This is a genomic window from Psychrobacter sp. CR212 (genome assembly GCF_059693765.1).
Genome location: NZ_JCATIF010000001.1, coordinates 585,558 through 599,686 on the forward strand (window position 1 = coordinate 585,558; position 14,129 = coordinate 599,686).

Consider the following 14,129-nt stretch of genomic DNA (forward strand, 5'->3'; position numbering starts at 1 on the left):
GTTAATCCCTAAGTTGTAGTAATCCCAAAATCACATTGAATTCAGGAGAGTCGTGTAATGATGCGTATTATTTTGCTAGGTCCACCAGGCGCCGGTAAAGGTACTCAAGCCCAGTTTATTTCTCAGGAATATGATATTCCGCAGATATCGACGGGTGACATGCTACGTGCTGCTATCAAAGAAGGCAGCGAGCTTGGCAAAAAAGCCAAAGATATCATGAATGCTGGTGGTCTGGTTTCTGATGACCTCATTATCAATCTCGTAAAAGAGCGTATTGCAAAGCCTGATTGTGCCAACGGGTGTATCTTTGATGGTTTTCCACGTACGATTCCTCAAGCGCAAGCCCTTGCCGATGCTGATGTTGCCATCGATCACGTGGTAGAGATTAGTGTGCCCGATGATGAGATCGTTAATCGTCTGTCTGGTCGTCGTCAACATCCAGGTTCAGGCCGTGTATATCATGTGCAGCACAACCCACCAAAGGTTGAGGGCATAGATGACGTAACGGGCGAAGCACTTATCCAGCGTGAAGACGATCAAGAAGCGACCATTCGCGACCGTCTGTCGACTTACCATGAGCAAACCTCTGCATTGGTTGGTTTTTATCAAGAAAAAGCCGCCGAGGGCGCAGATTCACCAAACTACGATAAGTTTGATGGCACGCAAGATATCGAAGAGGTTAAGCAGCAGATTTTGTCTGCGTTAAAAGGCTAATGTTCGATTTTAGCTAATTAATTTAGCCAGTCGATGTGGTCGTTGAAGACCCTGTTTAATAGCAGGGTTTTTTTATGGCTAATATTTATATATTGGATAATTTTATCTTCTATAAAAAGCATTCAGCATATTGCTGACTCATGATTGAAAATCACCCACAAAAAAACCGCTTACTCATTATAAGTAAACGGTTTTCTCATCAAAATATATGACGCAATAGGCTCATATACCTTCAAGTATCCCTTACGCATTACCTTGGGCATCAACTTGTGCTTGTTGCTGGCTTTGCGCGTACGCTTGATCAAAGTTGACAGGGGCTAGTAGCAATTGCGGGAAGCTACCGCGCGTTACAATGTCGCTGATGACTTCACGGGCATATGGAAACAGCACGTTAGGGCAGTATGCACCCAAGATTTGACCGATTTGATCTTCTGGGATGTCTTTTAACAAGAAGATACCTGCTTGATGTACTTCAGCGATAAATGCCGCTTCTTCAGCATTTTTTGCCGTGACGCTAACGGTTAGGACGATTTGGTAATGATCGTCATCTAATTTTTCAGCATTGCTAGACAAATTGATATCAAGCTCTGGGTTCCACTCTTTGGTGAATACGCTTGCGCCTGGTACTTCAAGTGACATATCTTTTACATAGATACGCTCTAGTGCCAATTGTGGTTGTGCTTGTTCTTCAGCCATGATAAATCCTCTAAAATTAAATCAAATAATGGGTCAAACTACGATTTTAAAAAAGCATTGTAATATAAACCAAGATCAAATCTCGATGTTTTTTATGGTTACGTCTCACTATGGCTTTTGAGTCTGCCACTGTCCATCTTCAAACCAATAAAGACAGACAGTAAAGCAAGGTAGCAGATTAACCCGCTAATAGCTCGTCAAGTTTGCCTTGCTGGTTCATTTGGTTGAGCTCATCAAAGCCACCTACAAAGGTTTCACCAACGAAAATTTGTGGCACAGTGCGATAGTTATTGGTTTTTTTCATCAGCGCTTGACGATCTTCACTACTCATGTCATGCATGCTGATTTCTTCGTAATCAACGCCTTTGGTTTTTAGTAGTTGTTTGGCGTTTGAGCAGTATGGGCAGATAGGGGTCGTATAAACTTTAACAGATACAGTCATGGTAAATCCTTATTTATAAATTTATGAGATAACAAACTTATTATAGATAGCCTGATAAATTATCATAGTCTAAGTATTGATAGAATCTGTTATCAATGAGTAAAGTGCACATGTATTCAACTGTGCTCATTACTACAGTGGGGATGAGCATGACAAATTCAAGCCGTCTTAGTTTAAAACCCTCAGTAGCAGTATAAACAGGATATAAAAAAAGACACCTATTGCTAAGGTGTCTTTTTATTTTGCTATCGTTAATCGGATGCTTTTTTTAGTCAGAAGCTATATTTTAGCCAATCTATTATTTGCTTAAACTAGGCTTGGTCTTAGCTTTGTTTTTTGATTTAGCGTCTTTTACACCAACCAATGGCATACCAGCGCCTTGCCAGCCGCCAATACCGCCCTCTAAGCGATAAACACTGTCTTTACCAATCATCTGAATCGCAGCGCCTGCTTGCACACCCATATCGCAGATAATAATCACTGGCTGCTCAATCGCACGAATCTCTGCTAAGCGCTCTTTGAGATCAGTGAACGGGATGTTGCGGCTGCCTTGAATATAGCCTGATTCAAACTTCTTCTTGGCGCGAATATCGATCAGCTGCGCGTTTTGAGAGTTGACCATCATGCCAAGGGTGTTGGGCGATATTTTTCTACCGCTACGTTTGTTTTCAATGGTAAAAAACAGGATAGCAAGTACGGCTAATATACCAAATAAAAACGGGTGGTTGCCCACAAATTCCAGCGCACGATCCAAACCATACCTCCAAAAAAATAGGTGTTCTATTGAGCTGAGAAAAGCCAGCCCAATGATAGTGAACAAGGCGCTATTATACCGATAAGGTCATCTATAGTAAACGGGCGATGACACGGTCAATAATCAATCTATCATTTTGCCTTTGAAATGACGTTAATTGGGCTTAATAAGGCTTAGTATCAGCTTCCTCTCGTAGCGTCACGAGATTTTCAACGCGGCGCTGTAATACGGTACCGTCAGCCACGGCTTGCCACAGCGCGCAGCCTTTGCTGTTATGGGTGTGACGACAGTCACGGAATTGGCAACTGCCAGCTAGTGGTGCCAGCTCAATAAAGCCTGAGATGATATCGTCAGGTGTGAGGTGCCAAATGCCATACTCGCGAATACCTGGTGTATCGACGATACCACCTTGCGTCAAATCCTCGGGGTTAAATGGTAACAATCGGCTTGTCGTTGTCGTATGCTGACCAAGCTTAGAGTTTTGTGAGATGATATTGACGCTTTGACCAGACTCGGGAAGTAGGGCGTTAATAAGGCTGCTTTTGCCAACACCAGACTGCCCTGCAAAGATGACCAGCTTTTTATCTATGTAGCGTTTTAGCTCATCGAGGCCTTCTTGCTCGTCACTTTCGGCGATATTTTCAGGGCAATCGACCGACGTCAGGACGCTCTCATAACCGAGCGCAGCATATTGTGCCAATAATTCACTCGTATCGACGCCGTTTTCTTGTGCCAACAGATCGGCTTTGTTGAGGACGAGCAGTGGTTTGACGCCCGCGTGATGGCAGACGACCAGATAGCGATCGATCAAAGTAGGAGCGGCGGCAGGCAATGGCGCAAAGACGATGGCCAGAATATCAACATTGGCGGCAACAGGTTTGAGCTTATGATAACGGTCAGGGCGAGAGACCAATGACGTACGCGGTTTGACGGCTTCGATACGGCCAAAGCCTGTGTTGGAGTCGGCACTCCAACGCACTTGGTCACCAGCGGCTAGCATCGGCAAGTTAGTGCGTACATGGCAGCGCCAAATATCGCCGAGCTCAAGCGCTTGCCAAAATGGCTCTGGATCATCAGGCGCAATCTCTGGCTGCTCAGGTATCACTGCAGGTAGACTTGTTACCTGTACTTCTAGTTGCTTACCGTAATGCGCCATGACCACGCCATCCATCAAGCTGTCATCGATGCTGTCTTGACTTAACAATTGCTGTTTGTCGATGCGACGAATCTGTTGTTTGGTCAGTTTGCGTTGCCGGATTAATGCCATGGGTTTTAACCTATTATAAAAATATTGCTAAGTGTAGCGTGAAAATTTGCTAACATACAGCCTAAAGCGTCTGCGTCAGACAGGGGTTTTGTAATATTGTACGACTCTATAGGTTTTCTAAACCAAGTAGCGTGTTGCAATACTGTCTGAGCACGGGTGTCTACGTGTAATATGTTTTTTCAATTGTTTTTTTAAAGTTGTTTTTTCAAAATTATGAATGATAGGATATTTTATGGCTACCGGTGACCATCCCAATAAAATTAAGATCAAAAATCAAGGCAAAAAAGGGCTGGTGTGGATTGATTTAGAAATGACCGGACTTGATACCTTAAACGATGAGATTATCGAGATTGCCACTGTCGTGACTGACGAAGATTTGAATGTGCTTGCTGAAGGGCCTGTGTTTGCGATCAAGGTATCGGATCAAGTCTTAAATAAGATGGATGACTGGAATACCAAGCAACATGGTCAGTCAGGATTGGTCGACCGTGTGCGTCGTAGCACGGTGACATTGGCGGAAGCGGAAGCTGAAACCATCAAGTTTCTGAGTAAATGGGTCGATAGTGGTAAATCGCCAATGTGCGGCAACTCTATCTGTCAAGATCGCCGCTTTATGGCACGCCAAATGCCAGAGCTTGAGCGCTTCTTTCATTATCGTAACCTTGATGTATCGTCAATCAAAGAGCTGTGTTTCCGCTGGCGTCCTGACATTCTAAAGAACTTTGAAAAAGGGGGCAGTCATCTGGCCTTAGACGATATCCGCGACTCTATTCGTGAGCTAAAGCATTATCGTCAGCATTTCTTTAAATTGATGGATTAGATAGCGAGCGATAAGCAGTTCAAGATTGTAGTAAACGTAAAAAGGGTCTGTTGAACTATCAACAGACCCTTTTTTAAATGAAGAGATATTTTTTAGATGCGTTGTTTAAAACGCCATTAAGTTTAAAGCGCCATTAAACGCATTTTAGCGAATAAGACATTCAAACTCATATAACTCAAACTCAGCATCATCACTGCTTAAATTATTACTATTCAAACGGTCATCTAAATGCTGATCATCTGTCACTGCACCAATCACAGCGCTTACTTTCGGCTGGCGAGTGTCTTTATCTAGCAAGCGCCAGTCGCCAAGCACGTAGCGTTTTTTATCAGCAGTCGCCTGGTGAATATCTGGACGATGCGTATGTCCGTGCAATAAAGCATCGCTGTCAGTAATGGCTTGACGTACGGCCTCATCATTCACATCCATGATATAAGCCGCTTTAGTAGCATTGTTCTGCTGGCTTTTTTTGCGCATGTTGTCTGCGATGGCTAAGCGTTTCTCTAACGACTTATTAAGCAGATACCACTGAGTCAGACGATTACGCATAATTTTGCGAAAGAGTTGATATTTCTTGTCATCGGTACAGAGTGCGTCACCGTGCTCTAAACGATAACTCTGCTGACCAACAGTCAAAGTATACGGCTCGCTTATCAGCTCCCCACCGAACAGATTGCAAAACGGCTGTCCTAACAAAAAATCACGGTTGCCGTGCATGACTAATATTTCACAGCCATTGATACGTAGCTGTTTTAGCTTTGCAATCAATGGGGTTAGCCAATGTGCCATCTGCTCGTCTTCTGACCTTTTTTCTTTTAATAGGGATAAATACATATCATCACCCAGCCACACCTCAAACCAGTCGCCCAATATAAAGAGGCGTTTGAGCGCGGGCAGAGCAAGACAGTCATCGAGCAGCGCCAAAAAAGCCTGCACTAAGGCAGGCTCCTGAGGCGATAAATGCAAATCGCTAATCAATACTTGCCGCACTTGATGAGGGCGGGTCGTGATTAAGTGATTAAAACGTTGCATTTATCTTGATCCTCGTGACTTATCGTATGGCGAGCATTCCTTAGTAAGTTCTACTAGAAAATGCTCGCTCATTCACAGCTATCGCTAAGTAACTATTACTGACTACTGACTAGCTGCTATTGAATGACTATTACTGGGTAATGATGGTTGCTGAGTTGATAACAACTGGCTCTTTTGGCACATCAGCATGCATGCCGAAACGACCAGTTGGGACGCCTTTCATTTTTTCGATCACATCCATGCCGCTGGTGACTTTACCAAATACAGTGTAACCCCAACCTTGCATATTTTTGCCAGTGTGGTTTAGGAAGTCATTGTCTTTTACGTTGATGAAGAACTGGCTAGTTGCTGAATGTGGATCTTGGGTACGCGCCATTGCGATAGTACCTTTATCGTTTTTCAAACCATTATCCGCTTCATTTTCGATAGGCGCGTTGGTTGGTTTTTCATTCATCTCAGCGTCCATTCCGCCGCCTTGAATCATGAAACCATCAATAATGCGATGGAAAATCGTACCGTCATACTGACCAGATTTTACGTAGTTCAAAAAGTTTTCTACGGTCTTTGGTGCTTTTTCTTCGTTGAGTTCGATAACGATCGCACCCATATTGGTGTCAAGTTCTACTACTGGTGGCATGTCTACCATGGGATATTCCTTTTTGATTGCAGCGCCTTAAATGGCGCTGTCAAGTGGTTGTTAAAAGTTGGTGGTTAAAAAGTTACGGGTAGTCTAACGGCTTTTTTATCCCGTGTCATGTATCAGGCTGTTAATGCGTTTGCAAAAGCTGATAGAATAACGCAACTTTAGCCATTTTTGATCAGCTTTGACAAATTGTGATAATGCGGACGCGTTATCTGAGTTTTTATATCCCAATTTATTTTAATAATTTATTTTGAACGTTTTGTGATGCGTGATGGCACGTATCACAAATTGACAATTTGCGTTAGGAGCAATATCCGATGAGTGAGCACTCAAGCAACCATGCACAAAAAGACGAAGTAAAAAACGACTTTATTCGTAATATCATTCGTGACGATGTCAATGCGCAAAGATACCAGCAAATTGTCACACGTTTTCCGCCTGAGCCAAATGGCTACTTGCACTTAGGTCACGTAAAATCTATCTGCCTAAACTTTGGTGTGGCCAAAGAGTTCGGCGGTGTGTGTAACCTGCGTTTTGATGACACCAACCCAACTGCAGAAAAACAAGATTATATTGACAATATCGAAAATGATGTGAAATGGCTCGGTTTTGAGTGGGCAGGCGAGGCGTATCACGCGTCAAGTTATTTTGATCAGCTACATGCATGGGCAATACAGTTGATTGAGCAAGGCGATGCCTATGTCGATTTGCAAACGCCTGAGCAGATTCGCGATAACCGTGGTTCATTCAATGAAGCAGGCAAACCATCTCCGCAGCGTGATGCCAGTGTCGAGGAAAACCTAGCGCTGTTCAATGATATGAAAGACGGTAAGTACGCTGAAGGTAAGGCGGTATTGCGCGCCAAGATCGATATGGCAAGCCCGAACATGAACCTGCGTGACCCTGTCATTTACCGCGTGATGCACCAATCTCATCATCAGACTGGTGATAAATGGTGCATTTATCCAATGTATGACTTTGCGCATCCACTCTCTGATGCGCTCGAAGGTATTACCCATTCACTATGTACGCTTGAGTTTGAAGACCATCGTCCATTCTATGATTGGGTCATCGAAAAAATCGGCTTTGATGTCCCGCCGCATCAGTACGAGTTTAGCCGCTTAAATGTGGATCATACATTGACCAGTAAGCGTAAGCTTAAGCAGCTCGTCGATGAAGGTATCGTAAGCGGTTGGGACGATCCACGTATGCCGACTATCGCTGGTATGCGCCGCCGTGGTTATACGCCAGCGGGCTTGCGTGACTTTTGTGAGCGTGTGGGCGTGACCAAAGCCGATAGCGTGGTTGATTTTCGTTTGCTAGAGTTTAGCGTTCGTCAGTCATTAGAGACGACTACTGGTCGCGGTATGGCAGTGTTAAAACCATTGAAAGTGACGATTACCAACTTTAGCGAGGCGGTTAGTAGCTGGGAGTCGCAAAAAGCCGATAGCGTGAACGCGCGTTTTGACGATGCCACGCAGACCCTTTGGTTGACGCAGCCGAACCATCCTAACGTCGATATGGGTGAGCGCGAGATTCCGTTTACCGAGACTTTGTATATCGATCAAGGTGATTACGAGATTGAACCGCCAGCAGGCTACAAGCGTCTGTCTCCAGAAAAGCCAGAGATTCGTTTGCGTAACACTTACGTGATAGCCGTCACTGAGCATATCACTGATGAGAGCGGCAATGTTGTTGAGCTAAAAGCGACAATTGATCCTGCTACGTTGGGCAACAATCCTGAAGGCCGTAAGGTGAAAGGGGTGATTCATTGGGTATCAGCCAGTCAAGGTGTACCAGCGACCTTGCGCATGTACGAGCAGCTATTCAGTGCTGAAGACCCAAGTGGCGTCGCTGATGTCCATCAAGCACTAAACCCTGACTCGCTCACTGAGCTGGATGCTGTCGTTGAGCCATCTTTAGCCCATGCTGACGCTGGTACGCGTTTCCAGTTTGAGCGTGAAGGGTACTTTATCACCGATAGCGAAGATCACAGCACGGATAAGCCAGTCTTTAACCAAATCGTTAGTTTGCGCGATAGCTATAAGCCCGCGTAATCTCTGTTGGCCCCGTCTCTAAAAATGTCATTGCTAAAATGATGTTTTGAAACAATACTGAACAATAGTAGTTTGCAAGCAAGCCCATTTCTAGTACGCTAGAGATGGGCTTTTTTGTGAATAATTATGAAGTTTTTGACAGTCATATCTAAGGAAGTGAGCATGGCAAAATTTTTGAATAGCAGTGGGACGACTTATCATTTAGAAGAATTGATTAAAAATGCGTCTGATCGGTTGATTATTATTAGCCCATATTTAAAGCTGAATGAACGCATTAAAGAGCTGCTAGAAGATCGCAACCGTCTAAAAATCGATATTCGCATTGTCTATGGCAAAAATGACTTACATCCAGAAGAAATAAACTGGTTAAAAAACTTAACGTTTATTCGTACCAGCTTTTGCAAAAACTTGCATGCGAAATGCTACCTGAATGAAAACGAGTGCATTATTACCAGTTTGAACCTGTACGAATTTAGCCAAGTCAATAATAATGAGATGGGCGTACTGATTTATCGTAATGACGATGCTAAGCTTTATGCTGATACTTATGAAGAAGCGCAACGCATTATTCGTATCAGTGATGAAGTTAGGATGTCTCTTGAAAAAGTCACTGAAACTGAGAACCAGCCTGAACCTAGCACCAAAACAATGAGCGATCCTACCAACGCAACCATCACGTCTACAACAGACGCCGCACCTAGTTATTCTAAACTGACCACCGCCAAGCTTGCTAAAGGATTAGGTCTCAAGACCCAAGAGTTAAATGATAAGTTGCTTGCAGCGGGTTACTTAGAAGCGCAAGATGGTGAGCTAGTATTGACTGATGCTGGGCGTGTGGCTGGAGGCGTGAGCAAAAAAGGCAAGTTTGGTGAGTTTTGCTTATGGGATGCAGGGATGGTGGTTTAAGAAATAATCGATATATCTACTTAGGGTTAAATGGAATAACCGCATTACAATCCTTCACAAGACATTCATAACCAGTTTGGTACTATAAAGTGAGTTTTATTGATGCACTAGACGGGATAAGCAAATGATCAAACCGTCTCGCACATTGCAATAATCGGTTTATAATAATAGGGCGCATAAGACAGTAAGCTCAGCGCTCATCATTCATATAAATAAGGAATTTAGTATGGCACATTTACGTTTAGGCGACACCGCACCAAACTTTGATGCAAGCACCACAGAGGGTGATATTAATTTTTATGATTGGGCGGGTGATAGCTGGGTGGTATTGTTTTCGCATCCTGCCGACTATACGCCAGTTTGTACTACTGAGCTTGGCCGCACCGCTGCATTGGGCGGTGAGTTCCAAAAACGCAATGTCAAGCCGATTGCTTTGTCAGTGGACGGCTTAGAAGATCACAAAGGCTGGGTCAGCGACATCGAAGAGACACAAGGCGCTGCGGTGAAATTCCCTATCATTGCAGACTCTGATCGCACGGTTGCGGATTTGTATGATATGATTCACCCAAATGCTGATAACACCGCGACAGTTCGCAGCGTGTTTATCATTGATCCAAACAAAAAAGTACGTCTGACTCTGACCTATCCAGCCAGCTGTGGTCGTAACTTCGATGAAATTATCCGTGTTATTGATGCGCTACAATTATCGGATGAATATAACATCGCGACGCCTGTAGATTGGAAGGACGGTGATGACGTAATCATTCCACCAAGTGTCAAAAACGAAGATATTGCTGCCAAATACCCAAAAGGTCATAAAGAAATCAAGCCGTACCTACGTACGACCCCAGCCCCTAATAAATAACTGGACTGGTTGCATAAATATGATTAAATAAAGCCCCGTGACTTAAAGTTATGGGGCTTTTGCTATTTTTACCTCATGAATAATAAGCCTTTGCCATGACGGTCAGAGTAGGCTATAACTATGGTATGGAGTATCAATAGATAGGGTGCTCATTAGTGCCACCATCATAATAAAGCGTATCAGCGCTAAATTTCTATTCAATCATTCTTACAAGGAGTTCATCATGAAAAAATTATACGTCACCCGTATAGCACCCAACCCGCGCAAAGCCCTTATTTTATTGGCATCAAAAGGGATTGATGTTGATGATATGGATGACATTGATGTGATTGATATTGATTTTGCCAAAAATGAGCAGATGTCAGACGAATTTACCAAAATAAATCCGATGCAGACAGTGCCTGTCTTAACACTAGACGATGGCACCGTGCTCAATGACTCACAAGCAGTCTGTGAGTATCTGGATCGCGTCTATGGTGAGCGTTCTGTTATGGGCAATGACGTGATACAGCGTGCCCAAGTGTGCTCGATGCGCCGTATTGCTGAGTTTGAGGTGATGTATAATTTAATGCTAGCGTTTCAGCACAGTCATCCGTCTAAAGCCCAGCGTGTTGAACAAGTGCCAGAATTTGTTGCGCCATCAATTGCCCGTGCTGTCAAAGCCATGGGGTATTTTGAGACAATCCTAGAAGGTCGTGAGTATCTGGTGGGTGAGCAGCTAAGCTTTGCAGATATCGTGCTATATTTGGGCTTAGATTTTGGTAAAGTGCTCAAAGTTGATCCGAATGAGCAAGGCAAAAACCTAGCCCGTTTTTATCAAATGATGAATGAGCGCTTCAGCATCAAAAACATGGCTAAAGCTAAGCCTGCGGAAATCAATGATTAGATAAAGAGATACATCGCAAGTTCTATTGTTTTTAGATGCTTGCTCATTAAAGATAATATCGGGGGTAGCTAATATGTATTAGCTATCCTTTTTTTGTCCATGAAATTAACGACATTATAGTCACTGCACTACAAAAGAGTTATGATTTGGATGAATATCATAAAACAATTTAGATAAGTCATTTTCCATCCAACCTTGGCGTAAAAACTTCACTTGAGCCCATTTTTTCTCGATGGGATTTAAGTCAGGACTATAAGGTGGTAAGAATAGAAGCCTATGACCATGCCTGTTAAGCAGCTTTTGAACGCGCTTATGAAAGGTCGCATTATCAATAACGATCACACATTTCTTCTTAAGCTTTGGTATCAGCGTGAACTTGCACCAGTGATAGAAAACCTCTTTATTGATGTTGGTCTTTAAATAGTCGAGTGCAAACAGCATTTTGCCAAAGAGCGCACCAATGACGTTGGTTCGCTCTTTGGCTTGCCAGTTGTAACTGCCAATGCAGGGGCTACCAATGGGTGCATAGCCACAAGGGCGCATCGTTTCACTCTCAAAGCTACTCTCATCCATGTAGACAATAGCAAAGCCTTGAGCGATGTAGTGGTTAAGTTTTTTTAGGTAGTGAGCCCTCTTTAGTGGACAAGCTTTGGGATGCTCAAGTGTTTTTTTTTTTGCTAACACCAATACGCTTTAAGGCTTTGCTGATGCCTGTTGGGCTACAATTAAAACGCTGTGCTCGCTCATAGTGATAATCGTCAGGGTGGTCTTTGACATCTTGAGCTAAGGCTTCATCCTCTATTTTGTAGGGCTTAATATATCGGGTGGTTTTACTATGAAGACGCTTTTTCCACTTCTGGATAGTCGTTGGACTGATATCATAGAAAACAGCAGCTTCGGCAAAGGTCATGCCCTCATCTAAGCTTTTTAAAACTTGTTTGCGATAATCTAGGGAGTAAGTCATGGTCATTTATACTGGTAATCGTTTAGTTGATTTATTGTATAACATTTTTGTGGTCATCTGACTATAGATAGCAGAGTAATAAAAGAATTTCAAACATAATAAAAATCAACATTTTATTACATAAGCTAATAATGCTCGGTCTATAGTGGTTAATTTAACGTGATTATAATAACGATATTCCAGAACAGTTAATTAAATGTTTTTTCAAAACATGCAAGACCAGCAAGTATATAGAAATAAGTAATCGAGAAAATTGATATACGCTTACTAAGAGGTTCGTAATATGGTAGGTAGAGCCAAAAAATCAGCACTGACAACGTTTTTATTGCCAAGTATTGTGGCGGTGAGCTTGGTGCTGAGCGCTTGTCAAAAAGAAAACACGGCTCACGACAATGAAGGATCAGGTATCTCCAATACTGGTGAAAAAATAGACTCACTAGCGATCGAGGATAGGGCCTCGGATACCAACTCAGCAACTACTGAATCTGGCTCGACGACATTTACTCCCGAAGAAAAGCTGATGAATACTTTGTCTCGTCATCGTTGGAGCTTGGTTAGGGCAACGGATGCCAATGAGCAGCCTATAAGTGAGCTTACAGATATCGATGGTCAGGGGACTCTGGTATTTAATCCAGAAACACTTATCTATAGTGTCGGTTGTAATACAATAAGCGCTGCTTATCAGCTGCAAGGACATACATTGGGTATCGAGGAAGGAATGAGCACCAAAATGTCTTGTAGCGATCTTGATATGGCAGAAAACACATTAAATACATTAATGCTAGGAAATAGTGAGTTAAAAATAGAGCAAGGTGACAGCCCAGTATTGACTCAGTTTACCAACGATAATGTCACTTTGGTATGGAATGGCAGACTCACACCACAAGCGAAATACAATAGTAAGGGCGAGACGGTATTTTGGGCAGTGAATGCCAAAGAAGTCAATTGTGATATGAATGGTGAAAAGCAGTGTCTCCAAGTTAGGCCTGTCACTTACAACGACCAAGGTGTCAAAGTTAGTGAAGGGAAGTGGAGAGTATTTGCGGGAGAAATAGATGGATACCAGCATGACGGTATGCACGAAGAAGTATTACGATTGCAGCGCTACCGATTAGAGACTAACGAATTAATAGAGTCAGATGAGACAACAGAAAATGATAATGATGATGAAAAGTATGCATATGTACTCGATGCTGTCATTGAAAGTGCAGTCGTAGAGTAGTCCGCTATAATTTCGTCTTGCAAATGATAAAGTGACAGTGCTGGTACTCATAAAAAACACGCATCCAATGGCGCGTGTTTTTTATTGTCTCACTATTTTAATGCCTATTGGTTTTAAAGCTTGTCTGCTTTAACGCCTATCTTTAACGCAAGTTACCCAAATCTTCTTCGGTCAAACGCCAACGACCCTTTTTCTTAGAGCCACCGCGTCCTCGCATAGAGCTATTAAGTAGTATTTTATTCATAGAATGGCTTGAGTGCGCATGACAAATAGCACAAGCAAGACCATCGGCTGCATCCTGCTGTGGTACGACTTCTAACTGTAGTATGCGGCAAACCATCTCCTGCACTTGCTCTTTAGCAGCAGCACCATAGCCGCACACCGCTTGTTTGATCTGCCGAGCAGTATACTCTGATACTTCTAAATCCAAGGCGACCATCGCTGCAATAGCCGCGCCTCGTGCTTGCCCAAGCTTGAGTGCAGAATCAGGGTTTTCTGCCATAAAGACTTGTTCAATCGCCGTATAGATAGGCTCGTCAGTGTATTTTAAGTGATGCTGCGTAATGCGGGTCAATCCATTAAAAATACGCTTGAGGCGTTCAGGCATCTCTTTGGTATCTGTGCGAATCGTGCCTGCATCGATATAAGTGAGCTTATCACCCGTCTGCTGGACTATTCCATAACCCGTCATGCGTGACCCTGGGTCGATCCCGATAATAATTGCCATAGTATTCCGTCTTGCTTACATTTTGTTTTATGGCTTAAAAATCAGCCGTAAGTTTGATAGTATAGCAACCAATCCCCATATACATCATATGTTAGCCATTTTAATTTGCATGGCGCTCAATTTATTGGTTTTTA

At 43.1% G+C, this 14,129-nt stretch carries 16 protein-coding genes; 7 read left to right on the plus strand and 9 right to left on the minus strand.

Annotated elements, in window-relative coordinates; all coding sequences use genetic code 11:
• Nucleotides 1-57 precede the first annotated feature (57 nt).
• Nucleotides 58-714, plus strand: coding sequence for an adenylate kinase (gene adk, locus AC58CZ_RS02455; protein ID WP_071001977.1), 657 nt, complete (start codon nt 58-60; stop codon nt 712-714).
• A 243-nt stretch (nt 715-957) separates the two neighbouring features.
• Here adk and secB read toward each other — a convergent pair whose 3' ends face one another.
• The 4 genes from secB to rsgA form a co-directional block, all read right to left on the minus strand.
• Nucleotides 958-1,410: a protein-export chaperone SecB gene (gene secB / locus AC58CZ_RS02460; protein WP_058025921.1), complete on the minus strand. Its 453-nt coding sequence runs from the start codon at nt 1,408-1,410 to the stop codon at nt 958-960.
• Nucleotides 1,411-1,588: 178 nt separating this feature from the next.
• Nucleotides 1,589-1,852 carry a glutaredoxin 3 gene (gene grxC, locus AC58CZ_RS02465; protein WP_058025920.1) on the minus strand — a complete coding sequence of 88 codons (264 nt, stop codon included), beginning with the start codon at nt 1,850-1,852 and terminating at the stop codon, nt 1,589-1,591.
• Nucleotides 1,853-2,150: 298 nt separating this feature from the next.
• A complete protein-coding gene (locus tag AC58CZ_RS02470) occupies nt 2,151-2,606 on the minus strand; it encodes a rhodanese-like domain-containing protein (RefSeq protein ID WP_058025919.1) in 456 nt (151 codons plus the stop codon).
• Between the two features lie 163 nt (nt 2,607-2,769).
• Nucleotides 2,770-3,873 carry a ribosome small subunit-dependent GTPase A gene (gene rsgA / locus AC58CZ_RS02475; RefSeq protein ID WP_071001976.1) on the minus strand — a complete coding sequence of 368 codons (1,104 nt, stop codon included), beginning with the start codon at nt 3,871-3,873 and terminating at the stop codon, nt 2,770-2,772.
• A 232-nt stretch (nt 3,874-4,105) separates the two neighbouring features.
• Between rsgA and orn the strand changes: the two genes are divergently transcribed.
• Nucleotides 4,106-4,693, plus strand: coding sequence for an oligoribonuclease (gene orn / locus AC58CZ_RS02480; protein WP_058025917.1), 588 nt, complete (start codon nt 4,106-4,108; stop codon nt 4,691-4,693).
• A 144-nt stretch (nt 4,694-4,837) separates the two neighbouring features.
• On the opposite strand, the gene AC58CZ_RS02485 is transcribed toward orn, so the two are convergent.
• Both AC58CZ_RS02485 and AC58CZ_RS02490 read right to left on the minus strand, forming a co-directional pair.
• Nucleotides 4,838-5,725, minus strand: a complete 888-nt coding sequence (locus tag AC58CZ_RS02485; RefSeq protein WP_289115466.1) for a UDP-2,3-diacylglucosamine diphosphatase — start codon at nt 5,723-5,725, stop codon at nt 4,838-4,840.
• A 130-nt stretch (nt 5,726-5,855) separates the two neighbouring features.
• Nucleotides 5,856-6,371, minus strand: a complete 516-nt coding sequence (locus AC58CZ_RS02490) for a peptidylprolyl isomerase (protein ID WP_087040198.1) — start codon at nt 6,369-6,371, stop codon at nt 5,856-5,858.
• 314 nt (nt 6,372-6,685) lie between these two features.
• Here AC58CZ_RS02490 and AC58CZ_RS02495 point away from each other — a divergent pair, with 314 nt between their 5' ends.
• From AC58CZ_RS02495 to AC58CZ_RS02510, 4 genes are all read left to right on the plus strand, one after another.
• Complete coding sequence (locus AC58CZ_RS02495) at nt 6,686-8,425, plus strand: glutamine--tRNA ligase/YqeY domain fusion protein (protein ID WP_427593644.1); 1,740 nt, start codon at nt 6,686-6,688, stop codon at nt 8,423-8,425.
• 162 nt (nt 8,426-8,587) lie between these two features.
• Nucleotides 8,588-9,331, plus strand: coding sequence for a phospholipase D family protein (locus AC58CZ_RS02500; RefSeq protein WP_223333051.1), 744 nt, complete (start codon nt 8,588-8,590; stop codon nt 9,329-9,331).
• 226 nt (nt 9,332-9,557) lie between these two features.
• Nucleotides 9,558-10,196: a peroxiredoxin gene (locus tag AC58CZ_RS02505; protein WP_071001971.1), complete on the plus strand. Its 639-nt coding sequence runs from the start codon at nt 9,558-9,560 to the stop codon at nt 10,194-10,196.
• Nucleotides 10,197-10,419: 223 nt separating this feature from the next.
• Nucleotides 10,420-11,082, plus strand: coding sequence for a glutathione S-transferase family protein (locus tag AC58CZ_RS02510; RefSeq protein ID WP_212564336.1), 663 nt, complete (start codon nt 10,420-10,422; stop codon nt 11,080-11,082).
• Nucleotides 11,083-11,202: 120 nt separating this feature from the next.
• Here AC58CZ_RS02510 and AC58CZ_RS02515 read toward each other — a convergent pair whose 3' ends face one another.
• Both AC58CZ_RS02515 and AC58CZ_RS02520 read right to left on the minus strand, forming a co-directional pair.
• A complete protein-coding gene (locus tag AC58CZ_RS02515) occupies nt 11,203-11,766 on the minus strand; it encodes a transposase (RefSeq protein ID WP_494223441.1) in 564 nt (187 codons plus the stop codon).
• Nucleotides 11,741-12,046, minus strand: coding sequence for an IS630 transposase-related protein (locus AC58CZ_RS02520; protein WP_494223440.1), 306 nt, complete (start codon nt 12,044-12,046; stop codon nt 11,741-11,743). Before AC58CZ_RS02520 ends, AC58CZ_RS02515 begins: the two co-directional genes overlap by 26 nt.
• Before the next feature lie 283 nt (nt 12,047-12,329).
• Here AC58CZ_RS02520 and AC58CZ_RS02525 point away from each other — a divergent pair, with 283 nt between their 5' ends.
• On the plus strand, nt 12,330-13,268 hold the full coding sequence (locus AC58CZ_RS02525) for an META domain-containing protein (protein ID WP_093068734.1): 939 nt from the start codon (nt 12,330-12,332) through the stop codon (nt 13,266-13,268).
• A gap of 142 nt (nt 13,269-13,410) precedes the next feature.
• Here AC58CZ_RS02525 and ruvC read toward each other — a convergent pair whose 3' ends face one another.
• Nucleotides 13,411-13,995 carry a crossover junction endodeoxyribonuclease RuvC gene (ruvC, locus tag AC58CZ_RS02530; RefSeq protein ID WP_093068736.1) on the minus strand — a complete coding sequence of 195 codons (585 nt, stop codon included), beginning with the start codon at nt 13,993-13,995 and terminating at the stop codon, nt 13,411-13,413.
• Between the last annotated feature and the right edge of the window lie 134 nt (nt 13,996-14,129).